Below are 20,881 nucleotides of genomic sequence, written 5' to 3'. Positions count from 1 at the left end.
AGCATGAAAGCACAACAGAGCGAGGCGCGCGCACATCCTCTTTCCCTTCGCTCGCGCCGGACCTATGGTCACGGCGGATTTTTCTCAGCCGAGACGCCCGATGACCCTGAGCCGCCCCAACTTGATCCTGCTTGCAACCCTTGGTTCGGTCGCGCTTCTGGGCGGGGCCTTCGCGTTCCAGTACATCGGCGGCCTTGCACCGTGCCAGCTGTGCCTGTACCAGCGCTGGCCGCATGCGGCGGCGATCCTGATCGGCGTGGTGGCCTATTTCACCGGCTGGCGTGGACTGGCATGGCTGGGCGCCCTGGCGGCGCTGGCCACCGCGGGCATCGGGCTCTTCCATGTCGGCGTCGAGCAGCTGTGGTGGGAGGGCCTGGCCACCTGTACTGCGGGGTCGATCGAGGGCATCTCGGCTGCGGATCTGCTGGATCCGACCAAGGATGTGGCCGCCGTGGTGCGTTGTGACGAGATCGCCTGGTCGATGCTGGGGATTTCCATGGCGGGCTGGAACATGATCCTGTCGCTGGTACTGGTAGGCATCTGGGTCAAGGCGGCGCGGACGGCCTGAGCGGGGCGCCTGAGGCGGGCGGCCCCCCTCCCTGACCCTCCCCCCGTTCCGGGGAGAGGGGACGCGGGTTGAGAGGGCAGTGCCCCACAGGCGGCGTCGGACTGCGGCGACGCGGCGTGCATCAGGTGAGTCTGGCCGATGATCCTTGTCCGATCCGGGTCACGGAGCCGTAGGGCCGGAACGCGGCGCTTCTGGCTGGCGGAGCGACCCCTCACCCTGACCCTCTCCCCCCGGGGGAGAGGGGACGCCTGGTACAGGCGTTCCGCCCTTGGAGCGAACGCCGCGCTTGCGGCAGCGGTCAGAACCGGGGGTTTCCCCCCCCGGACCCCCGGCGAGTATTTGCCAAAAGAGCAAGCAGGGCCATTGGTTGCGATCTTTTGTTCAGGTAGAGGTGAGAGGCGCGGGCGTGCCGAACAGACGCGCATGTTCCTGGATCGCGAAGCGGTCGGTCATGCCGGCGACATAGTCGGCCACGACGCGGGCGAGATGCGTCTCGTCCTTGGCCGCCGCGACATCGCTTTGCCATTCCGGCGGCAACAGGTCGGGCTGGCGCAGGAAGAGGGGGAAGAGGTCGTCGACCATCCGCGTGACCTCGGCCCGAACCGCCATGACACTCGGCGCGCGGTACATGCGGTGGAAGAGGAAACTGCGCACGGCCTTCAGGTCCTGGTAGAGCGGTTTCGAGAACCGGATGATCGTCGTGCCCATGTGACGAATGTCGTCCACCGATTTCGGCTGGGCGCTGGTCAGGCGGTTCTGGGCGACGGCGATCACATCTTCCACCATCCGACCAAAGACACGGCGCAGGGCTTCGTGGCGGCGGCGCATCTTGTCGAGGCCGGGATAGGTGCGATCCACCTCCTCGAAGGCCGGGCCGGTGACGGGCAGCTCCATCAGGTCGGCCTCGGTGAAGAGGCCAGACCGCAGGCCGTCGTGCAGGTCGTGGTGGCTGTAGGCCACGTCGTCGGCGATGGCGGCGACCTGGGCCTCGGCTGAGGCATGGGTGTCGAGTTCGAGGTCCCATTGCGCGTTCACCTCGGCCAGGGCGTAGGGCAAGGGTCCGTCGTGCTTCTTGTCGGCGTTCGGGCCGATGACAGGGCCGTTGTGTTTCGCAATGCCTTCAAGGGTTTCCCACGACAAGTTCAACCCGTCGAAGTCGGCGTAGTGCCGTTCGAGGCGCGTCACGATCCGTAGGGCCTGGGCGTTGTGGTCAAACCCGCCAAAGGGGGCCATCAGGCGTTCCATCGCGTCTTCGCCGGTATGGCCGAAGGGGGTGTGGCCAAGGTCATGCGCCAGGGCCACGGCTTCGGCCAGGTCGGTGTTCAGCCCCAGGACCCCGGCGATGGTGCGGGCGACTTGCGCAACCTCGATCGTGTGGGTCAGGCGGGTGCGGTAGTAGTCGCCTTCGTGTTCGACGAAGACTTGCGTCTTGTGCTTGAGCCTGCGGAAGGCCGAGGAATGGATGATCCGGTCGCGGTCGCGCTGATAGGGCGAACGGAAGGACGACAGCCTTTCGGGCCAGAGACGCCCGCGGCTGGCCTCGGGTTGGCAGGCATAGGGCTGAAGCATGGGCGGTCCTTGTGAGGCGCGGTCCGGTCCCATATATTCAGAGCAAGCGCCGAAGGATAGGGGAACAGCCATGGAACTGACGCTTCCGCCCAGAGTGACCGACCGCGCCTTTGCCCGGCTGGCCGAGATTGCCGAGGCGGTGGGCGAGGCCAAGCCGCTGCGCGTCGCCGTGGATGGCGGGGGCTGTTCGGGGTTCCAGTATTCGATCACGCTTGACGAGCCTGCGGCGGATGATCTGGTGCTGGAGAAGGACGGGCAGAAGGTCGTGGTCGACCAGATCAGCCTGCCGTTCCTGGCGAATGCAGTGATCGACTTCACCGACGAGCTGATCGGCGCGCGTTTCGTGGTGCAGAACCCCAATGCCAAGACCAGCTGCGGCTGCGGCACCAGTTTTTCGATCTGACGCATCTCTCGCCTTCCGGTTCGCCTGCCCTAGCTTGTGCCGGGGCAGCGAAGGAGATTGCGGATGACCAACGTGCTGTTGCTGGGCTCTGCCCCCATGGTGACCGAAGCGGCAGTGTGGCCGCGGGCGCCGTTCGACCGGGTGGTGGCGATCAACAATGCCTGGCGGGTCCGGGGGGACTGGGATTACTCGGTCTACCCGTGGGATTTTCCGGCGGACCGGCAGCCGGTTGCGGGGCCGGGGCAGCGGGTGGTGACCGAGGCAGAGTTCGTGCCGGCGCAGAATGGGTACGGCGGGTTTGTCTACGCGGGCGCAACAATGGCGTTCACGGCGGGGTATTGGGCGCTGAATAGCTTACGGCCGCGGGTGCTGGCGGTGTTCGGCTGCGACATGCATTACCCGAAAGTGGGGCTGACGCATTTCTACGGGACGGGGACGCCGGACCCGTTGCGGAAGGACATCACCCTGCGGAGCCTGGAGGCGAAGTCGGCGCGGCTGATGGTGCTGGCGGCGATGCAGGGCTGCGCGGTGGTGAACCTGTCGACCGGGCCGTCGCGGCTGATTTTTCCGCGGGTCGGTCGGGCGGCGGTGGGCGGGGCGCGACCGGCAGCCTGGTGTCCGGACCTGGCGGCAGAGGCGCTGGCTTTGGAGGCGGAGCTTGGCTACCTGGTGCCCTCGGGCCGGTACTGGGAGGAGGCGGAGCGGTTCGATCCGGTTCAGCTGGACCGGCTGGACGCGCTGTGGCTGCGGGCGGCGACGGAGCCGTTGCGGCAGACGGCTTGAGGCTTGGCGCCGGGCAGCCTAGGGTTGGCTGGGGGAGGGCCCGGGCATGAAGCTGGCGACGTTCAACATCAACGGGATCAAGGCGCGGATCGAGGCTTTGCCTTTGTGGCTGACGGAGGCTGCGCCGGACGTGGTGGTCCTGCAGGAGATCAAGTCGGTCGACGAGGCCTTCCCGCGAGAGGTCTTCGAGGCGATGGGCTACCGGGTCGAGACGCACGGGCAGAAGGGGTTCAACGGGGTCGCGATCCTCTCGAAGCTGCCGCTGTCGGACGTGCGGCGGGGGTTGCCGGGGGACCCGGGCGACGAGCAGGCGCGGTGGATCGAGGCGGTGTTGGATGCGGGACGGCCGGTCAGGGTCTGCGGGCTCTACCTGCCGAACGGGAACCCGGCGCCGGGGCCGAAGTATGATTACAAACTGGCCTGGATGGCGCGGATGGAGGTCCGCGTGCGGGAGATGCTGGCGGCGGAGGAGGCGTTTGTCTGCCTCGGGGACTACAACGTGATCCCGCAAGGCGTGGATGCGGCGAAGCCGGAGGCCTGGGTGACGGATGCCCTGTTCCTGCCGGAGAGCCGGGCGGCGTTCCGGAGGCTGGCCAATCTGGGGCTGACGGATGCGGTCCGGGTGCGGGATGGCAGCCCCGGGGTCTATACGTTCTGGGATTACCAGGCGGGGGCCTGGGAGCGGAACAACGGGATCCGGATCGACCATGTGATGTGCTCTCCCCAAGTGGCGGACCGGTTGGAGGAGGCGGGGATCGACAAGGCGGTCAGGGGGCGGGACAAGCCTTCGGATCATGTCCCAGTCTGGGTGCGGATAGCGGCGTAAGGCGGAAGAAATGCGCAGAGGCTACATCGGTCAAGTCAGAGAGCACGAACAGCAGGATACACCCCCCGCTGAATTTCGGAACGCGCGCTCACGGATCATGTACATCGAGAACAAGTCAGGCGGTCTGGATTGTGCCGGCAGGATCGGGCGCGTCTTCTTTTCCAAGACTGGCCTGACGCTCTACTATGGTGGTCGGACGTTTCGCAGCCTGAAGGGCAATGGCTTCAAAGCAAACTACTTTGATGTAGCAACGGGCGAGCAATACTGGATATCGGGACCGCGCAAGGATGGTCATGTCCGCCTATACGGAGGACATGCCGGCGTTGAAGTCGATGCGGACGTGGCAGATGCGTTTCGCGATCTGGTGCGGCGCTGGTAGTGTGAACAGCAAATCTTTTCGAAAAGATTTGCAAATTCCTTCGAAGGAATTTGTCACCCCACAGTGACGTCGTGGTCGTAGAGCCAGTCGAAGCGGCTGAGCATCGCGCCGGGGGAGAGGCGGCCAAGCGCGCGGAGGCCCGCGTGGCCGACCATCCGGGGGAGGCCCGAAAGGTGATAGGCGCGGGCGTTGGCGTTGGCGGCGGCGACGATGCGGGTGGTGCGGGGTTTGCGGGTCGCCTGGTACGCGGCTAGCGCCGCGGAGGTCGTGTCGTGGGTCGTGAGCGCCTGGGCAAGGACCCAGGCGTCCTCAAGCCCCATGCTGGCGCCTTGCGCGAGGAAGGGAAGCGTCGGGTGGGCGGCGTCGCCGAGGATGGCGGCACCGCCCTGCCCCATCGGTTTCACCCAGGTTCCGGCGACGCTGTGGCGGAAGAGGCCCCAGAGCCAGGGGTCCTCGACCCTGTCCAGCCAGCCGCGGACGCGGGGGGAGAAGCCTTCGAAAGCGAGGCGCAGGTCCATGCTGTCGTCTCGGAGCGTCCAGCTTTCCTCGGCCCAGCGTTGGCGTTCCTCGACCGCGACGATGTTGCGCAGGGTGCCGCCGCGCAGGGGGTAGCTGACGAGGTGGCGACCGGGGCCCATGTGGACCTCCGCCACCGGCGCGGCGCCGGGCTCGCAGGGGATCACGGCGCGCCAGGCGACCTGGTGGGTGAAGAAGGGGGTCTCGGGGCCGTTCAGCGCGCGGCGGGTCTTCGAATGCAGGCCATCCGCGCCGATCAGGAGCGGGGTCTCGATCTGCTCGCCGCCTTCAAGGACGATGACCGGATGCAGACCGGAAAGGTCGACGCTTTCGATGCGGGAGAGGAGGCGTAGGGTGACACCGGCCTCGGTCGCGCCGTTCAGGAGGAGCGCGATCAGGTCGGCGCGGTGCAGGAAGTGGTAACCCTGCCCCGGGCGCAGTCGGGCGAGGTCGAGCCGCGTGACGGGGTCGCCGGTAGGGCCGTCGATCAGCTGGACGGCCTCGGCCCGGGTTGAGGCTGCGTCAAGCTCGGCCTGCAAGCCAAGGGCGCGGAGGACGCAGGCCCCGTTGGGCGAGATCTGCAGGCCCGCGCCGACCTCGCGGATTGCGTCGGCCTGTTCCAGGACGGTGACCTGTGCGCCGCGCAGGGCCAGGGCACGCGCTGCGGCGAGGCCCGCAACACCTGCCCCGATGATCGTCACGCTTTGGCCTATGAGACTCATTCCATGCCCCCCAGACGACAACGCCGGACCAAGGGCCCGGCGTCAATGGCGCATGATGTCACTGTGGACGTCAGTCGTCGCGGTGCACTTTCTCGCGGCGTTCGTGCTTTTCCTGGGCTTCCAGCGTCATCGTGGCGATGGGACGCGCATCCAGGCGCTTGAGGCTGATCGGTTCGCCCGACACCTCGCAATAGCCGAATTCGCCGTTCTCGATCCGGCGCAGTGCCGCGTCGATCTTGGCGACGAGCTTGCGCTGGCGGTCGCGGGTGCGCAGTTCAAGCGCGCGGTCGGTTTCCTCGGAGGCGCGGTCAGCGATGTCGGGGACGTTGCGGGCGCTTTCCTGCAGGCTGTCGATGGTTTCGGCCGACTGGTCCAGAAGTTCCTGCTTCCACACCAGAAGCTTGCGGCGGAAATACTCAAGCTGGCGGTCATTCATGAACGGCTCGTCCTCGGCGGGACGGTAGTCGTCGGGGAGGAAAACCTCGGCCTTCATCGAAACACTCTCCTTCGCGCCGGATCGCTCCGACAGGTGGGCTTCTGTCATGGACGCGCTCCTGTTGGCTGGGGCATTTATCCCAAGGCCAACGCATTGTCACTAGCGGTTGCGACATTTTCTAGGCATGGGTAGGGTTTGTGAAAGCGGGACAAACAGGATGTTGAAAGCGCAATGAAATTCGGCTCGACCGGGACTTACGTTGCGTCGGACGATCTGGCGCTGGCGGTGAATGCGGCGGTGACGCTGCAGCGGCCCCTGCTGGTGAAGGGCGAGCCGGGGACGGGGAAGACGGAACTGGCGCGGCAGGTGGCGGCGGCGCTGGACCTGCCCCTGATTGAGTGGCACGTGAAGTCCACAACCAAGGCACAGCAGGGGTTGTACGAGTACGACGCGGTCAGCCGGTTGCGCGACAGCCAGCTGGGTGAGGCGCGGGTGCATGAGGTGCGCAACTACATCCGCAAGGGGAAGCTCTGGCAGGCGTTCGAGGCGGAAGGCCGGGTGGTGTTGCTGATCGACGAGATCGACAAGGCGGACATCGAGTTTCCGAACGACCTGTTGCAGGAACTGGACCGGATGGAGTTCCACGTCTACGAGACGGGGGAAATGGTGCGGGCGAAGCACCGGCCGGTGGTCATCATCACCTCGAACAACGAGAAGGAGCTGCCGGACGCTTTTCTGCGGCGATGCTTCTTCCACTATATCCGGTTTCCTGATGAGGAGACCCTGGCGGCAATCGTGCGGGTGCATTTCCCCGACATCAAGGATCGGCTGCTGGCCGCAGCGCTGACGCAGTTCTACGAGATCCGCGAGGTGCCCGGGCTGAAGAAGAAGCCCTCGACCAGCGAGGTGCTGGACTGGCTGCGGTTGCTTCTCGCCGAGGACCTGGCGCCGGAGGATCTTCGGCGCGATGCGAAAAGTGCCCTGCCCCGGCTGCATGGGGCGTTGTTGAAGAACGAGCAGGATGTGCAGCTGTTCGAACGGCTGGCCTTCATGGCGCGGGGGCAGCGGTAGGTTTTTGCCGAATCGGCGCGGCATTCCACGCGGTTGCGGGGACTGCGGGCCGGTTGCCTCCGGGTTGCGGCCAAATCTGTAACATTTCGTGAGCGGCTGTGGATAAATCTGGCCCTGCCCGGCAGATGAGCCGCGAGGGATAGTGGTCTGAAAAATGCCACTTTTCCGGCAATTGACTTCTGCAGCCCCGGGGCCGGACAGTCATATGGCTCCGAGCTGCCGGGGCGCTGCCTGACTGGTCCTGCCGATGCGCCTGCCCCTGATACTTGCCGCGCTGTGCGTGGTCACGGCCTGCGGCCAGCCCGCCCAGGTGACCAAAAGTGGGTCGACCGACGAGGTGGGCGTCGGCTTTGGCGCGCCGGGGGGCTATCGGATTTCCAGCGCGGCGGTGTCGGGGTCCTCGCTGAGCCGCGACTTCATGGACCTGACCTTTGCCATGGAAAGCGGGCGGGGCCTGCAGACCTTCAGCCGGTTCGAGGGGCCGGTCACGGTGGCCATGACCGGGGATGTGCCTTCCACGGCTGCGCGCGACCTGGGGGCGCTGATCGGGCGGCTGCGGGCCGAGGCGGGGATCGACATTTCCCCGGCCCAGGGCGCGACGGGGACGATCACGGTGGAATTCGCGAGCCGCTCCGAACTCCGCCGGCTGGCGCCGACGGCGGCCTGTTTCGTGGTGCCCAACGTCGGATCGCTGGCGGAGTACCGCCGGCTGCGCGGGTCGGACAAGGTCGACTGGGCGCAGGTCACGCGGCGCGAGCGGGCGGCGGTGTTCATTCCGACCGACACCAGCCCGCAGGAAATCCGCGATTGCCTGCATGAGGAACTGGCGCAGGCGCTGGGGCCGTTGAACGACCTCTACCGGCTGCCCGACAGCGTCTTCAACGACGACAATTTCCATTCGGTGCTGACCGGCTTTGACATGGACATCCTGCGAATGACCTATTCGCCCAGCCTGCAAAGCGGGATGAGCCTGGAGGAGGTCGCGGCCAGGGTCGGGGCGGCCCCGGTGGCGAGTGCGGGGACCTCGGCGGACTGGACGCGGGCGATCGAGACGGCGCTGGGGCGGAGCGGCTCGCTCGCCAGCCGGCAGGCGGCGGCAGACCGGGCGCTGGCATTGGCGCAGGCGGCGGGATGGCGGGACAACCGGCTGGCCTTCAGCCTGTTCGCGGTCGGAAGGCTGGCGACGGCGAGCGATCCGGCACGGGCGCAACAGGCGTTCTCCAGCGCGGCGGCGATCTATGCGGCCCTGCCGGGCGGCGAGCTGCAGCTGGCGCATGTCGACATGCAGGTGGCGGTGATGGCGCTGGCGGGTGGCCTGCCGGAAGAGGCCGCGCGGCTGGCGGATCGGGCGATTCCGGTGGTGCGGAGCCACGACAACGCGGCCCTGCTGGCGACGCTGATGCTTATCAAGGCCGAGGCGATGGAGGCCTTGGGCAACCCGCAGGCTGCGGCGGCGCTGCGCATGGACAGCGCGCCTTACGCGCGCTATGGCTTCGGGCCGGAAAGCATGGTCCGTAGCCGGATGCGCGACATCGCGGCTGTGGCGGACCGGGCAGCAAAGGGCTGACGGGGGCGCAGGTTTGCCCCAGAAATGGGGCGGCATGTTCGTGATCGGCGGGTTACTTCTGGGGGCGATCGGCGGGGGCTTGCGGGCAAAGGCGCGCGGTGGCAAGGCTGCCGATATCGCGCAGTACGCCACGGTCTATGGCATCGTCTTCGGGCTGATCGGCCTCTTCATCACGCTGTACCTTGACCGCATGTTGCGCGGATGACAGGCGGGGGCGCGGAGTTTTCGAAAACTCCGCAACGGAGCCTTCAAAGGCTCCGGTCCGATTTCTTTGAAGAAATCGGGGGCTAAGCGATGTTCCTGCCCTTCTTCCAGACCTTGCGGGAGGAAGGGGTGCCGGTTTCCCTGCGCGAATTCCTGAGTTTCCTCGAGGCGATGGCGGCGGGGTTGGTGATCTATGATCCCGAGGGGTTCTATCACCTGGCCCGCCTGACGCTGGTCAAGGACGAACGCCACATCGACCGCTTTGACCGGGCCTTTGCACGGGCGTTTTCCGGGCTGGAGGCCGTGACGGCGGAGCAGGTGCTGGAGGCCTTGGACCTGCCGCGTGACTGGCTTGCGAAGCTGGCCGAACGCCATCTGACGGCCGAGGAGCGGGCGGCGATCAAGGCGCTTGGCGGGTTCGACAAGCTGATGGAGACCCTGCGCCAGCGGCTGGAGGAGCAGAAGGGTCGCCACCAGGGCGGGTCGAAGTGGATCGGCACGGCGGGGACCTCTCCGTTCGGGGCCTACGGCTACAACCCGGAAGGCGTCCGGATTGGGCAGGACGAAAGCCGCCACCAGCGGGCGGTGAAGGTCTGGGACCGGCGCGAGTTCCGCAACCTGGATGGCGATGCCGAGATCGGCACGCGGACGATGAAACTGGCGCTCCGCCGGTTGCGCCGTTGGGCGCGGGACGGCGCGGTCGAGGAGCTGGACCTGGACGGCACGATCAAGGCCACGGCGGCGCAGGGCTGGCTGGATGTGCAGACCCGTCCCGAGCGGCGGAATGCGGTGAAGGTGCTTCTGCTTCTGGACATCGGGGGGTCGATGGACCCTCATGTCCGGGTGATGGAGGAGCTGTTCACCGCCGCGAAGGCCGAGTTCCGGCATCTGGAGGTCTTCTACTTCCACAACTGCGTCTACGAGGGCCTTTGGCGCGACAACCGCCGTCGCTGGGACCATCAGACTCCGACCTGGGAGGTGATCCGCACCTATGGCGCGGACTGGCGGCTGATCGTGGTGGGGGACGCGGCGATGTCGCCCTATGAGATCACCCATCCGGGCGGCGCGAACGAGCACTGGAACCCCGAGGCGGGCGAGGTCTGGCTGCGACGGATCCGGGCGCAGTGGCCGTATCATGTCTGGATCAACCCGGTCGAGGAGCGGGCCTGGGGCTATGCGCGGTCGACCCAGCTTATACGCGAGATCTTCGAGGGTCGCATGGTGCCAATGACGCTGGATGGCCTTGCGCGGGGCGTGAAGGAGTTGCGATGAGCCGGTTCCTGACCCTTTGGCGGGCGCGGCCCTGGCTGACGAGTGCCTTCCTTCTGGCCTGCGCGGTGACGCTGTTCTTTGCCGGGCGGTTCACGGTCTACACCGTCTATTGGGCGACGCATCAGGAGGTGCCGGTCGAGCCCTGGATGACCGTGGGCTATGTCGCGCGGTCCTGGGGGCTGGAGCCACGGGCGCTGGATGCCGAGGCGGGAATGCCGGTACCGGAGGTCAAGGGACATCCTCAGACGCTGGAGGAGATCGCCCGCGACCGCGGGGTGCCGGTGGCCGAGGTGATCGCCGAGGTCGAGGCGGCGGTGGCGCGGATGAAGGCCTCGGGCGAATGACCGACTGGCTTCTGGGCCTGGTGCCGCAGTATGGGCTGTGGCTGCTGGCGGCGACGACGTTCCTGTCCTGCCTGGCGCTTCCCCTGCCCGCCTCGGTCCTGATGCTGACGGCGGGGGGCTTTGCGGCCGCCGGTGACCTGGTGCTGTGGCAGGCGTTCGCGGCGGCGGCGGCGGGCGGGATCGCGGGGGATCAGCTGGGCTATTGGGCCGGGCGCGGGTTCGGGGCGACGGTGCTGTCGCGGCTGAGGAAGGACGCGGGGCGCGACAGGCTTTTGGCGAAGGCGGACGGGCTGATGGCGCGGCGGGGGGTGATGGCGGTGTTCCTGACGCGCTGGCTCCTCAGCCCGCTGGGGCCTTACGTCAACCTGATCGCGGGGAGCACGCGCTATGGCTGGGGCCGGTTCACCGCAGCGGGGGTGGCCGGTGAGGCGGTCTGGGCGGGGCTGTACGTGGGGGCGGGCTTTGTCTTCGGCGGCAACATCGCGGCGGCGAGCAATGCGATCGGGTCGCTTCTGGGCATGATCGGGGGCGCGGGGGCGGTCGTGGCGCTGGGCTACTGGCTGTTCAACTCTGCCGCAGGCCAGGCGGCGTTGCGAGGGGACAAGAGCTGACTATATACGCGCCATGACCAAGCTTCTTCTCCCCATACTGCTGGCCGTGGGCTACGCCCTGTTGATGATGCGCTTTTCGGTCTGGCGCACCAAACGGATGCTGGACGAACGGTCGGTGCCGTTGACCGACCCGTCGATCACCCGGCTGGCAGACCAGATGGCGCAGGCGATGGACATTCCAGAGATCAAGGTGCGCGTCTTCGAAGTGGACGCGGTGAACGGGCTTGCGGCGCCGGACGGGCGAATCTTCCTGACGCGCGGGTTCCTGAACCGGAAAGTGCGCGGCGAGGTGACGGCAGAGGAGCTGGCGAGCGTCATCGCGCATGAGATGGGGCATGTGGCGCAGGGGCACATGCGGCGGCGCATGATCGACTTCACCGGGCAGAACGCGGTCTTCGTGATGCTGTCGGCGCTGCTGAACCGGTTCCTGCCTTTCGTCGGCATCTGGATCGCGAACCTGATCTCGACTGCGCTGATGGCGCGGCTGTCGCGGCGGGACGAGTTCGAGGCGGATGCCTATGCGACGGCGCTGCTGATCAAGGCGGGGATCGGGACCGGGCCGCAGAAGAGCCTGTTCCGGAAGCTGGAGGCGCTGACGCAGAACCGGGCGGAAGGGATCCCGGCCTGGCTGCTGAGCCATCCAAAGGTCGACGAACGCATCGCGGCCATCGAAGCCAATGAGGCGCGTTGGCTGGGGTGACGTTGGCAAACCCCGCCCGAGGCGCTAGGACGGGATTGGTCTGCGACAGGGGGCGGGTTTGGGAACGATCGACGGGCTGCCGCCGCTGCGCGAGGTGATCCGGGCGCATGAGCTGGTGGCGAAGAAGCAGCTGGGGCAGAATTTCCTGCTGGATCTGAACCTGACTGCCAAGATTGCGCGCGCTGCGGGGGACTTGTCGGGCTGCGACGTGTTGGAGGTGGGCCCCGGGCCGGGGGGCCTGACGCGGGGCCTGCTGGCCGAGGGCGCGCGGAGGGTTGTGGCGGTGGAGAAGGATGCCCGTGCGCTCCCCGCCCTGGCCGAGATCGCGGCGCACTATCCGGGTCGGCTGGAAGTGCTGCACGGCGATGCGCTGGAGCTGGACCTGGGCGCGCATCTGACCCCGCCTGTGAAGATCGTCGCCAACCTGCCTTACAACGTCGGGACCGAGCTTCTGATCCGCTGGTTGACCCCCGAAAGTTGGCCACCGCTCTGGTCATCGTTGACGCTGATGTTCCAGAAGGAAGTGGCGGAACGGATTGTTGCGAAACCGAGGACAGAGCACTACGGGCGGCTGGCGCTTCTGGCGCAGTATCGCTGCGAGGCGCGGATCGTGATGACGCTGCCGCCCGAGGCGTTTACTCCGGCGCCCAAGGTGCATTCGGCAGTGGTGCAGCTGACCGCCCTGCCCGGCCCGCGCTTTCCCTGCGACTTCAAGGTCTTGCAGCGGATCACCGCGATGGCGTTCAACCAGCGCCGCAAGATGCTGCGGGCAAGCCTGAAGGGGCTGCGGCCGGACGTCGAGGCGGTGCTGGAGGGCGTCGGTATCCCGCCCACGGCCCGGGCCGAGGAGATCGGGCTGGAGCAGTTCTGCGCGCTGGCGCGGGCGGTCGGGTAAGGGCGCGAATCTTCGACGAAAATCCGGGGGGGTTACCGCGTGGCGGCAAGCGCCTTGCGGTAGGTGTCCAGATACTCGGCAGTGTAAGTGGCATAGTCGAAGTCGAGGTCGGAGTGAATCTCCTGGACCATCGACCACATCGCCTCACGCAGGGCCGCAGCGGCCTTCATTGCACGGTAGCGGCGCCAGAGGTCGGCGTCCGGCGGCGTGCCGAAGTAGGTCTCCAGCAGCCATGCCTCTTGGGCGGCATCAAGCCCGTTGTTGGCAGCCAGCCCGCCAAGGTCGAACAGGGGCGAGCCCCAGCCGGCGTAGTCCCAGTCGATGAGCCACATCCGGCTGCCGTCGTGCAGGAAGTTGCCGGGCAGCAGGTCGTTGTGGCCGAAGACCATCTCGATCCGGCCCACGGCACGTTCCAGCGCCTCGGCCTCGTCCAGAAGGCCGGACAGGGCGGGGATATGGCGTGAGCGGCCTTCGGTCAGGGTGGCGGCATAGTCGCGCAGCACTTGGAAGACCCAGAAGGTCAGCGCAGGGCCGCGCAAGGACCGTGGCAACTCGCGGTGGGTGCGGATGACCAGTTGCAGCGCCTGGTCCAGAAGGTCGGCTTGGCAGAGGTCGGCGGCCGTCATCGTGCGGCCCTGGACGAAGTCGATCACCAGCGCGCCCGGTTCGTGGTAGAGGACGGCGGGCGAGATCCCGGCGGCTTCGGCAGCGTGGCTGGCGGCCAATTCGTTGAACCGCATGATCTGGTGGACGGGAATGTCGTCGCCAATGCGGACGACGGCCTTGCGGCGGGCGTCGGTGACAAGCACGTTCAGGTTGGTGATGCCGCCGCCAAGCGGCGTGGCGCTGGCCGCGCCTTCCCAGATCGGCAGGGCCAGTGCCCGCGCGATGGAGCGGGACAAGGGATCGGTTCCTGTCGTCATGCGGCCTTTGCCCCCCGTGCGCCCCGCCGTGGCAGGATCAGGCCATTCCGGCCCCTTTCCGGCAGGATGGTAAGGGCCGGGCGGGCTGTCAAAGGGTTTTCAGGGTCAGGGTGCCGCGGCACCTTCGGCAGCCAGGGCCAGGCATTTCGCGAGCGCCTGCCCCAGCATTTCCAGCCGGATCGGCTTGGCCACGACGGCCACGAAGCCGTAGCCGAGGTAATCCTCGACCTGATGGGTCATCACGTTTGCGGTAACCGCAATCGCGGGCGGCGGGGTCTGGCCCGCGCGTCGCGCCTGGTCCTTCAGGGCTCGCAGTGTTTCGATACCGTCCATGTTGGGCATGGCAATGTCGAAGAGCACGGCATCAAAGCTTTCGGCGCGGAAACGATTCAGCGCCTCGGCCCCGTCCGAGACGATCACCGCCTCGACGCCAAGCGCCTGCAGCATGCTTTGCAGGATGATGCGGTTCGTGGCGTTGTCTTCGGCGGCAAGGACGCGCATGTGCGGCAGGGTCGGCAGGGCGGGTTCGGCATAAAGGGCCGCGCTGCTGTCCAGCACCGGAATCCGCAGCCAGACCCGGGCAGTGACCCCCTGCCCTTCGACCGAGGTCAGCGCCACGTCGCCGTCCATCAGCCTGGCCAGGCGCCGGACGATGGGCAGGCCGAGGCCGGTGCCGAGATGGCTGCGCTGCGACCCGCCGATGCCTTGCGAGAATTCGTCGAAGGCGCGGCTGATCTCAGCGGGCGACATGCCGATGCCAGTGTCGCGGACCCGGATGGTGATGGTTTCGGCGCTGGAACAGTCGATCTCGACGCTGACTTCGCCTTCGTCGGTGAACTTGAGCGCGTTGCCGACCAGGTTGTGCAGGATCTGGATCAGGCGCATCTCGTCGCCTTCGCGCGGCACGTCGGCCAATGCGCCGATGCAGCGGGCCTTGAGCCCGATGCCCTTCCGGTTCGCGGCGATCTGGTGCAGGGCCGCGACGCGGAACAGGATTTCCGGCAGACGGATCGGGCGCAGGTCAAGGGTCATGCGACCGGCCTCGATCCGGGCGAGGTCGAGGATGTCGTTGATGACGCCCAGAAGATGTTCGCCCGAGTCGCTGATGACGCGCAGCATCGCCTGTTCCGACGGGTCGGTCAGCCGCCCGGCGAGCACGGTGGCCATGCCAAGGACGCCGTTCAGGGGGGTGCGGATCTCATGGCTCATCGCGGCGAGGAAGTCGGACTTCGCCCGGCTGGCGGTCTCAGCCGCGGTCATCGCGGCGCGGAGCCGGGCCTCGTTCTGCATCTCGTCCGTGATGTCGGTGAAGGTGCAAACCACGGCGAGGTCGGTGCCGGGGGCCGAGAGGCGGGCCGAAGTGACGGCGAGGGTGCGGCGTTCGCCCCAGGGCCAGAACAGGAAATGCCGAAGCTCGTGCATCCCGGGTTCGCCCGCCAACGCGCGGACGACGGGCAGGTCCGATGCCGGGATCGGCGCGCCCCCAAGGCCGAGGATGTCGGCGCCTTGCAGGATCGCGATCAGGTCGTCGCCCTTGTGGACCTCGCGGCCCAGCACGCGTTCGGCGGCGGCATTGGTGAAGACGACGCCGCCCCGTTCATCGACGACGACGATGCCGGAGACCGAGGCCTCCATCACCCGGGCCAGGGTATCGCGTTCGCGGGCAAGCGCGGATTCCAGCGCCTTCGCGGGCGTGATGTCGAGGTTGATGCCGCTGGTGCGGACCGGGCGGCCGTCTTCGTCCCATTCGGCGACCTGCGCGCGGGTCAGGACCCAAACCCAGTAGCCGAGACGGTGGCGCAGGCGGACCTCTTGTTCGACCTGCCACTGGCCGGCGTCGAAAGCCTCTTGTTCATGGGTGATCAGGGGCTGAACATCGTCGGGGTGCAGCATGCCAAGCCAGTCGTCCATCGGCATCGGGTTCAGCTCGACCGCGCGGTAGCCGAGGATTTCGGCCCAGCGTTCCGAGACGATGGTGACGCCGGTGCGCATGTCGTGTTCCCAGGTGCCGACCTTGGTGCCGTCGATCACCTGGCTGAGCCGCTGTTCGGCCTCGGCCTGGGTCGAGACGTCCAGCGAGAAGCCCGAGATCCGGCGCGGGCTGCCATCGGTCCAGCGCCGGGTGACATGGCCGCGGGTCAAAAGCCAGACCCAGCCGCCATCGACATGCCGCATCCGGCAGCGCAGGGTGAAATCGGTTTCGCCCTGCAGGAAGACCTCGCGCTGGACCGAGGCGACGGCGGTGCGGTCTTCGGGGTGGATCAGGTCGACGAGCGCATAAAGGTTGGCGCTGCTGTCGAGGCCAAGCATCGCCCCCCAGTGGTCGTTGATCGCGCTGAAGCCGTGTTCGGCGTCCCAGTCCCAGACCGCGACCATGCCGCCGTCGATCACCTGCTGCAGGCGCCGGTCGGCAATGCGTCGGGCGGTGACGTCTTCATAAAGGCCCACCGTTTCCCGTGCGGGCGTGGCGCGTTCGCGGGTCCAGATCAGCCGGCCGTCGGCCAGCGCGTCTTCGTTGTCCCAGACCTCGGTCAGGGGGCGGTCCAGGCGTCGTTGAAGGTTCGCGTCATCCCGTTCGCCTCCGGCGCCGAAGACACCCCGGTCGATGGCCGCGCGCAACAGGTCATCGTAAAGCGCGCCTTCCTGGATCAGGTCGGCAATCTGGTTGAAGATGCGCAGATAGGGCGTATTCCACAGGACCAGCCGGTCATCCGCATCAAAGATGGCGAACCCGTCGTCCAGCGCCTCGATCGCTGCGAGGAGGCGGACCTTGGTCGCGGCCAGCGCCTGGCTTTCGGCCTGGAGTGCGGCCTCTTTCGCGCGGATCTCGGTCATGTTCTCGATCAGCGACCAGACGAGACGCCGGCCGTTCGGATCGACGCTGAGGAAGCAGCGGACGACGGCAGGAAACGGCGTGCCGCTGGAGTTGCGGAACGTCGCCTCGACCGGGCCATAGCTGTTTGAGGCCTGCAATCCGGCAAGGGCCCCTTCGATCAGCCATTGGCTGGTTTCCGGCAGGATCTGGCGGACGCTGAGCTCACGCCCGGCATGCGGGTCAAGCGCGAAGGTTTCACGGAAGGCGCGGTTGCCGTCGAGGATCAGCCCGGTGTCGAAGTCGTTCAGCAGGATGGCATGGGGGCACATCTCGAAGAAGGCGGTGAACTGGCTTTCCCGGAAGGACAGCATCTCGGTCGACTGGTCGTCGGCGGAAATGTCGCGGATCACCGCAAGGAGGTTCGGTGCCTTGCCGCAGGGGCTGGGCTGCAGCCGGGCGACCGAAACCTCGTACCGGTGCGGCGAGACCAGCGTGGACTGGCCGACGCGGCGGGTGAACGAGGTGTTGTCGGGCGGCGGGTTGGCCAGGAAGGACTGCAAGAGATCGGGCAGCGGTTCGGGCAGAACCTCGGCAAGGGGGCGGCCGATCCCGGCCCGCACGACGCCCGAGAGCCAGGGCAGCTTGTCGCTGTGGCAGGCGACGATTTCGCCGGTGGGGGCAAGCTCGATAACCAGGTCCGGCAGGGCGTTCAGCGTGGCGGTCAGATTGCGGCGGGTGTCGGCCTCGGCCTGGGCAGCCTCGATCCGCAGGATGACAGAGGACACCGCGCGACCGATGGAGGTGAGCAGGAACACCACATCCGGCGGCCAGGTCCGGTCGGGGCGGGCGTAGTCGAAGCCGATCACCCCGAACAGCCGGTCACCGTCCAGAAGCGGGACCATTATCGTGGAATGCACGCCAATTCCGGTCAGGAAGGCGCGCTCCGGTGACCCGGCAGGCAGGTCGTCGCGGTTGGTGACGGCGACGACCTGGCCGGACAGGAACATCGCGTGCCAGGTCGGGCGGGCGACGGGGGCCGGGGCAGACATCGCCGGCTTGAGCGGCTCAGCACCGCTGCCGACCCATTCATGCGTGTTCTGGTAGCCTGCGTCTTCATTGTAGCGGAAGACAAAGGTGCGGTCGAAGCCATAGGCCTGGCCGATCACGGCGAGGACGGCATCGATTTCGGCATCCAGCGTTTCGGGGGTCACGTCCAGGAGACGGTTCATCAGTTCGACGACGCGGAACTCGACGCGTGCAGGTTCGGCTGTCACGATGTCCGGGTGACCAACGTGTCGCATGCGTCCTTACCCCTGTAAGGCGAGTATCTGCCAGAAGTTGTGCGCCCGCAAGCTTGCTGTCCGGTAAAGGGCTATCCCCAAAGACCAAGCGGTGTGGCGGCATGGCCGGGAAACACCAGCCCGGGATCGGCAAGGCGCATGTGGCCGGTCAGAAGTTCCGACAGGACATCGCGGTAGTCGGTGACGACGGCCAGGTCGGCACCTTCATCAAGCGCGTCATTCGCAAGGCCCGGCCAGCGCCCGATCATGCGGCCGCCCCGCGCCTGCGGGCCTAGGACCATCATCACGTTGCCACGCCCATGGTCGGTGCCGCCGCCGGTGTTCGAGCGCAGGCGGCGGCCAAACTCGCTCATCACCACGACCGAGACATCCTGCTGCAAGGGACCAAGGTCGCGCCAGAAGGCCATCAGCGCTTGCGAGAGCGTCGCGGTCTGGCTGGCAAAGGCGGGGGCCTGGTTCACATGGGTGTCCCAGCCGGGGAAGTCGACAGTGGCGACGCGGAGGCCGAGGTCTTCCTTGATGGTCTGGGCAACGGTCATCAGGGGGCCGGACAAGGGGTTGTCCTGCGGATAGTCGGTGCTGGGGGCGTAGGGGCGCAGGGTTTGGTCTTCCGCCGACCAGAAGCGGCCGCGCACCAGGTCGGACAGGCCGATCAGGTCAGAGACCGGACGCTGCAGCGGGCCGTGGTCGCCAAAGCCCGAGGCGAGACGGGCCTGCAGAAGGTCGGAAAGCCAGTGGCCCTGGCCGATGACGAGGTCGGCAAGACTTTCGGCCACGGCACTGTCGGCACCGATCAGGCTGGCCGGGCGCATCGCCCCCACGGCGAGGGCCGGCATCGACCCGCCGGGCGCGGCAGCCTGCAGCCAGCGGCCGATCCAGCCCGAGGGATCGCCCGGCACCAGGTTGGCGCCGAAAACGCCGCGCTCGATCCGGGCTTCGGCGTCGAAATGGCTGCGTGTCGCCTCGGGCAGGCCGGAGGCGTGGATCAGCGACAGGTCCCCGGCGTCGTAGAGGTCGGCGAAGGCTGCAGCGGCGGGGTGAAACCGGAAGTCGACGTCGGCAATGTCCTGGGCAATGCTGCGGCCAGCCTCGTCCCCTTGACGCAGCACGCGCAGCAGTTCAGGGCGGGCGGCGATGAAGTCAGGGTCGGAGGTGGGCGAGACGAGCGCCAGCCCGTCGGCACCGCCGCGCAGGAAGACCACAACCAGGATCGGATCGCGTGCCATGGCGTGCCCTATCGCATCAGGAATTCGGGGGTGAGGGCGGCAAAGGCCACCGCCGCGCGCGCGAGCGCCTGCCGGTCCTCGACCGAGAACTCGGCGGCCATGCTGGTGGCGTCGATCCCGAAGGGTTCGGCCAGCGCCAATGCGATCCCGGCCCCCTGCCCCGGTGCCAGCGCCTCGGCATGCTGCGCAGCGAAAGCGATGGCGGTGGCGGCAGGGTCGGCGGGAGTGGACATGTCAGCCTTGGCCCCGTCGAACCAGTCTTCCAGGCCGGAAAGGGCCAGATCGACATAGCGGTTGAGCGTGCTGGCCCCAGTCCAGGCAGCGATCCGGTCAGGGTGCCCGGTCGGAGGCCCGTATTCGTGCTGCCGCCAGCCGGCGCGTCCAAGGTGCCAGTGAAAACCGTTTTCAACGGATGTGACCTCGGCCCCCGTCGCGCGGTAGAGGGCGGCGAGGAATTCGAACGGGCGGCGCAGCTTCGCGGGCGGGGCGGCGAATTCCGGCGACAAGACCAGAAGGCGTAGGACACGGGCGATCTGGTCGGGGGCCTCGGCCTGGACGAGGAACTCAGCCGCCATGCGGGCGACCAGATCTGGCGGCGGGTCATCGGACAGGAAGCGCCGGGCGAGTTTCTCGCAGACGAAGGCGGCGGTGCCGGGGTGGCGGGCGAGGATGTCGAGGACCTCGTTCCCATCCTCCATCGGGCCGCGATGGGGCGGGAACTCGCGGCCAAGGATGCGTTTCTGGTAGGGGTCGTGCCAGCGGGCAACGTAATGCATCCGGCCCGTGCGGGGGGCGTTTTCGCCGTCGGCCAACCAGCGGCCATCGCCTACGGACCAGCCGGTGAAAGCGCGGGCGACTTCGTAGACGTCGAGGTCGAGATAGCCCAAGGCCAGTCCTTCGTTCGCGCCGGGGACGGACTGCCAGTCGTCGTAGCGGTCGTTCAGGTAGTTCGCGGCGCCGAGGGTGTGAAGCTCCAAGAGTTCCCGCGCGTAGTTTTCGTTGGCGGGCGAGGCGATGCTGTCGGCGTTGTTGAGGTAGTAGAGCATGGCGGGCGACTGGGCTGTCGCGCCAAGGAGCGTGCGGAAGTTGCCAAGCGCGTGGTCGCGCAACATGGCGTCATGGCTGGGAAAGAAGGCGGCGGTATACTCGTCCTTCAGCGCGTTGACGTTGAAGTGGTCGTGCCAGAACTGGGTCATCACTTCGCGGAGCTGCGCCTCGGCATGGACGGCGCGGATCAGTGCGGCGGCGATGACCTCGGTCGCGGGACGGATGCGTTCGCCGAAATCCATGCCGTTGCCGGGCGACCAGTCGACCAGGTGGACCAGATCGGCGGGGTCGGCCTGAAGGGCGGCAAGCGGGCGCGCTTCATCGACGGCGGGCCAGCTGGTGCCGTGTTCGTCCTGGTCGGCCGGGTAGCTGATCTTCAGGCGCGCTCGGTCAAGCCGGTCCTGTAGCGCGGGGTCGCCGGGCGTCAGGGACAGCTGGCGGTCAAGCCAGGCCTCACGGCCGAGGCGGGCGATCTCCTCGCGCGAGGCAGCGGTCGCGCCGAAGGTCAGGCGGTTGAGCCAGAGGTCATCCCCGGCCCCCGCCGCGGCTGCCGCAACCCGGGGCAAGGGCAGCGCGGTTGCCGCAAGGGCCGCCATCAGCCGGGTGTGGAACATGCGCCGCGTCAGCATGGAACGCCCTCCGTCCGTGAAGGGTGCCACAGGTGTGGAGCGGCTCCAACGGGGACCGCGCGGGCCAGCAAGTT

General features: G+C 67.5%; 20 protein-coding genes. 13 read left to right on the top strand and 7 right to left on the bottom strand.

What is annotated here, in order from left to right:
* Nucleotides 1-106: 106 nt before the first annotated feature.
* Nucleotides 107-568, top strand: a complete 462-nt coding sequence (locus AC2EAL_RS13475) for a disulfide bond formation protein B (protein ID WP_484724978.1) — start codon at nt 107-109, stop codon at nt 566-568.
* A gap of 381 nt (nt 569-949) precedes the next feature.
* Here AC2EAL_RS13475 and AC2EAL_RS13470 read toward each other — a convergent pair whose 3' ends face one another.
* Nucleotides 950-2,137, bottom strand: coding sequence for a deoxyguanosinetriphosphate triphosphohydrolase (locus AC2EAL_RS13470; RefSeq protein ID WP_484724735.1), 1,188 nt, complete (start codon nt 2,135-2,137; stop codon nt 950-952).
* 76 nt (nt 2,138-2,213) lie between these two features.
* On the opposite strand from AC2EAL_RS13470, the gene AC2EAL_RS13465 reads away from it, so the two are divergent.
* The 4 genes from AC2EAL_RS13465 (at nt 2,214) to AC2EAL_RS13450 (ending at nt 4,528) form a co-directional block, all read left to right on the top strand.
* Nucleotides 2,214-2,540 (top strand): HesB/IscA family protein, encoded by a 327-nt coding sequence (locus AC2EAL_RS13465; protein ID WP_484724977.1) that lies wholly within the window; start codon nt 2,214-2,216, stop codon nt 2,538-2,540.
* Nucleotides 2,541-2,603: 63 nt separating this feature from the next.
* On the top strand, nt 2,604-3,323 hold the full coding sequence (locus tag AC2EAL_RS13460; RefSeq protein WP_484724734.1) for a hotdog family protein: 720 nt from the start codon (nt 2,604-2,606) through the stop codon (nt 3,321-3,323).
* 46 nt (nt 3,324-3,369) lie between these two features.
* Nucleotides 3,370-4,149, top strand: coding sequence for an exodeoxyribonuclease III (xth, locus tag AC2EAL_RS13455; RefSeq protein WP_484724733.1), 780 nt, complete (start codon nt 3,370-3,372; stop codon nt 4,147-4,149).
* Nucleotides 4,150-4,159: 10 nt separating this feature from the next.
* On the top strand, nt 4,160-4,528 hold the full coding sequence (locus AC2EAL_RS13450) for a 1-deoxy-D-xylulose-5-phosphate synthase (RefSeq protein WP_484724732.1): 369 nt from the start codon (nt 4,160-4,162) through the stop codon (nt 4,526-4,528).
* 53 nt (nt 4,529-4,581) lie between these two features.
* Here the strand turns inward: AC2EAL_RS13450 and AC2EAL_RS13445 are convergent, their stop codons facing one another.
* Both AC2EAL_RS13445 and dksA read right to left on the bottom strand, forming a co-directional pair.
* A complete protein-coding gene (locus AC2EAL_RS13445; RefSeq protein WP_484724731.1) occupies nt 4,582-5,766 on the bottom strand; it encodes an FAD-dependent oxidoreductase in 1,185 nt (394 codons plus the stop codon).
* Nucleotides 5,767-5,836: 70 nt separating this feature from the next.
* Complete coding sequence (gene dksA / locus AC2EAL_RS13440; protein ID WP_484724976.1) at nt 5,837-6,259, bottom strand: RNA polymerase-binding protein DksA; 423 nt, start codon at nt 6,257-6,259, stop codon at nt 5,837-5,839.
* Between the two features lie 174 nt (nt 6,260-6,433).
* Between dksA and AC2EAL_RS13435 the strand changes: the two genes are divergently transcribed.
* The 8 genes from AC2EAL_RS13435 (at nt 6,434) to rsmA (ending at nt 12,866) form a co-directional block, all read left to right on the top strand.
* Entirely contained in the window at nt 6,434-7,273 is an 840-nt protein-coding gene (locus AC2EAL_RS13435; RefSeq protein ID WP_484724730.1) for an AAA family ATPase, read from the top strand.
* A 247-nt stretch (nt 7,274-7,520) separates the two neighbouring features.
* Complete coding sequence (locus AC2EAL_RS13430) at nt 7,521-8,840, top strand: DUF2927 domain-containing protein (RefSeq protein WP_484724729.1); 1,320 nt, start codon at nt 7,521-7,523, stop codon at nt 8,838-8,840.
* Between the two features lie 34 nt (nt 8,841-8,874).
* Nucleotides 8,875-9,045: a hypothetical protein gene (locus tag AC2EAL_RS13425; RefSeq protein ID WP_484724728.1), complete on the top strand. Its 171-nt coding sequence runs from the start codon at nt 8,875-8,877 to the stop codon at nt 9,043-9,045.
* Nucleotides 9,046-9,134: 89 nt separating this feature from the next.
* Nucleotides 9,135-10,316, top strand: coding sequence for a vWA domain-containing protein (locus AC2EAL_RS13420; protein ID WP_484724727.1), 1,182 nt, complete (start codon nt 9,135-9,137; stop codon nt 10,314-10,316).
* Nucleotides 10,313-10,660 carry a hypothetical protein gene (locus AC2EAL_RS13415; protein WP_484724726.1) on the top strand — a complete coding sequence of 116 codons (348 nt, stop codon included), beginning with the start codon at nt 10,313-10,315 and terminating at the stop codon, nt 10,658-10,660. Before AC2EAL_RS13420 ends, AC2EAL_RS13415 begins: the two co-directional genes overlap by 4 nt.
* Nucleotides 10,657-11,271 (top strand): DedA family protein, encoded by a 615-nt coding sequence (locus tag AC2EAL_RS13410; RefSeq protein WP_484724725.1) that lies wholly within the window; start codon nt 10,657-10,659, stop codon nt 11,269-11,271. The genes AC2EAL_RS13415 and AC2EAL_RS13410 overlap by 4 nt, the downstream gene beginning before the upstream one ends.
* Before the next feature lie 13 nt (nt 11,272-11,284).
* Nucleotides 11,285-11,971, top strand: a complete 687-nt coding sequence (locus AC2EAL_RS13405) for a M48 family metallopeptidase (RefSeq protein ID WP_484724724.1) — start codon at nt 11,285-11,287, stop codon at nt 11,969-11,971.
* A 58-nt stretch (nt 11,972-12,029) separates the two neighbouring features.
* Nucleotides 12,030-12,866, top strand: coding sequence for a 16S rRNA (adenine(1518)-N(6)/adenine(1519)-N(6))-dimethyltransferase RsmA (rsmA, locus tag AC2EAL_RS13400; RefSeq protein WP_484724723.1), 837 nt, complete (start codon nt 12,030-12,032; stop codon nt 12,864-12,866).
* A gap of 32 nt (nt 12,867-12,898) precedes the next feature.
* Here rsmA and AC2EAL_RS13395 read toward each other — a convergent pair whose 3' ends face one another.
* The 4 genes from AC2EAL_RS13395 to AC2EAL_RS13380 all read right to left on the bottom strand — a co-directional run bounded on the left by AC2EAL_RS13395 (nt 12,899) and on the right by AC2EAL_RS13380 (nt 20,807).
* Nucleotides 12,899-13,789, bottom strand: a complete 891-nt coding sequence (locus tag AC2EAL_RS13395) for a phosphotransferase (RefSeq protein ID WP_484724722.1) — start codon at nt 13,787-13,789, stop codon at nt 12,899-12,901.
* 105 nt (nt 13,790-13,894) lie between these two features.
* Nucleotides 13,895-17,905, bottom strand: a complete 4,011-nt coding sequence (locus AC2EAL_RS13390) for a PAS domain-containing protein (RefSeq protein WP_484724721.1) — start codon at nt 17,903-17,905, stop codon at nt 13,895-13,897.
* A 71-nt stretch (nt 17,906-17,976) separates the two neighbouring features.
* Nucleotides 17,977-19,131 (bottom strand): DUF1501 domain-containing protein, encoded by a 1,155-nt coding sequence (locus AC2EAL_RS13385; protein ID WP_484724720.1) that lies wholly within the window; start codon nt 19,129-19,131, stop codon nt 17,977-17,979.
* An 8-nt stretch (nt 19,132-19,139) separates the two neighbouring features.
* A complete protein-coding gene (locus AC2EAL_RS13380) occupies nt 19,140-20,807 on the bottom strand; it encodes a DUF1800 domain-containing protein (RefSeq protein ID WP_484724719.1) in 1,668 nt (555 codons plus the stop codon).
* Nucleotides 20,808-20,881 lie beyond the last annotated feature (74 nt).

The organism is Tabrizicola sp. T74 (assembly GCF_057219935.1).
This window is presented reverse-complemented; position numbering and strand designations above follow the sequence as displayed.

Coding starts and splice junctions, on each gene's coding strand:
- AC2EAL_RS13470 (WP_484724735.1), bottom strand. CDS start 2,137: ATGCTTCAGCCCTATGCCTGCCAACCCGAGGCCAGCCGCGGGCGTCTC.
- AC2EAL_RS13460 (WP_484724734.1), top strand. CDS start 2,604: ATGACCAACGTGCTGTTGCTGGGCTCTGCCCCCATGGTGACCGAAGCG.
- xth (WP_484724733.1), top strand. CDS start 3,370: ATGAAGCTGGCGACGTTCAACATCAACGGGATCAAGGCGCGGATCGAG.
- AC2EAL_RS13450 (WP_484724732.1), top strand. CDS start 4,160: ATGCGCAGAGGCTACATCGGTCAAGTCAGAGAGCACGAACAGCAGGAT.
- AC2EAL_RS13445 (WP_484724731.1), bottom strand. CDS start 5,766: ATGAGTCTCATAGGCCAAAGCGTGACGATCATCGGGGCAGGTGTTGCG.
- dksA (WP_484724976.1), bottom strand. CDS start 6,259: ATGAAGGCCGAGGTTTTCCTCCCCGACGACTACCGTCCCGCCGAGGAC.
- AC2EAL_RS13435 (WP_484724730.1), top strand. CDS start 6,434: ATGAAATTCGGCTCGACCGGGACTTACGTTGCGTCGGACGATCTGGCG.
- AC2EAL_RS13430 (WP_484724729.1), top strand. CDS start 7,521: ATGCGCCTGCCCCTGATACTTGCCGCGCTGTGCGTGGTCACGGCCTGC.
- AC2EAL_RS13425 (WP_484724728.1), top strand. CDS start 8,875: ATGTTCGTGATCGGCGGGTTACTTCTGGGGGCGATCGGCGGGGGCTTG.
- AC2EAL_RS13420 (WP_484724727.1), top strand. CDS start 9,135: ATGTTCCTGCCCTTCTTCCAGACCTTGCGGGAGGAAGGGGTGCCGGTT.
- AC2EAL_RS13415 (WP_484724726.1), top strand. CDS start 10,313: ATGAGCCGGTTCCTGACCCTTTGGCGGGCGCGGCCCTGGCTGACGAGT.
- AC2EAL_RS13410 (WP_484724725.1), top strand. CDS start 10,657: ATGACCGACTGGCTTCTGGGCCTGGTGCCGCAGTATGGGCTGTGGCTG.
- AC2EAL_RS13405 (WP_484724724.1), top strand. CDS start 11,285: ATGACCAAGCTTCTTCTCCCCATACTGCTGGCCGTGGGCTACGCCCTG.
- AC2EAL_RS13395 (WP_484724722.1), bottom strand. CDS start 13,789: ATGACGACAGGAACCGATCCCTTGTCCCGCTCCATCGCGCGGGCACTG.
- AC2EAL_RS13390 (WP_484724721.1), bottom strand. CDS start 17,905: ATGCGACACGTTGGTCACCCGGACATCGTGACAGCCGAACCTGCACGC.
- AC2EAL_RS13385 (WP_484724720.1), bottom strand. CDS start 19,131: ATGGCACGCGATCCGATCCTGGTTGTGGTCTTCCTGCGCGGCGGTGCC.
- AC2EAL_RS13380 (WP_484724719.1), bottom strand. CDS start 20,807: ATGCTGACGCGGCGCATGTTCCACACCCGGCTGATGGCGGCCCTTGCG.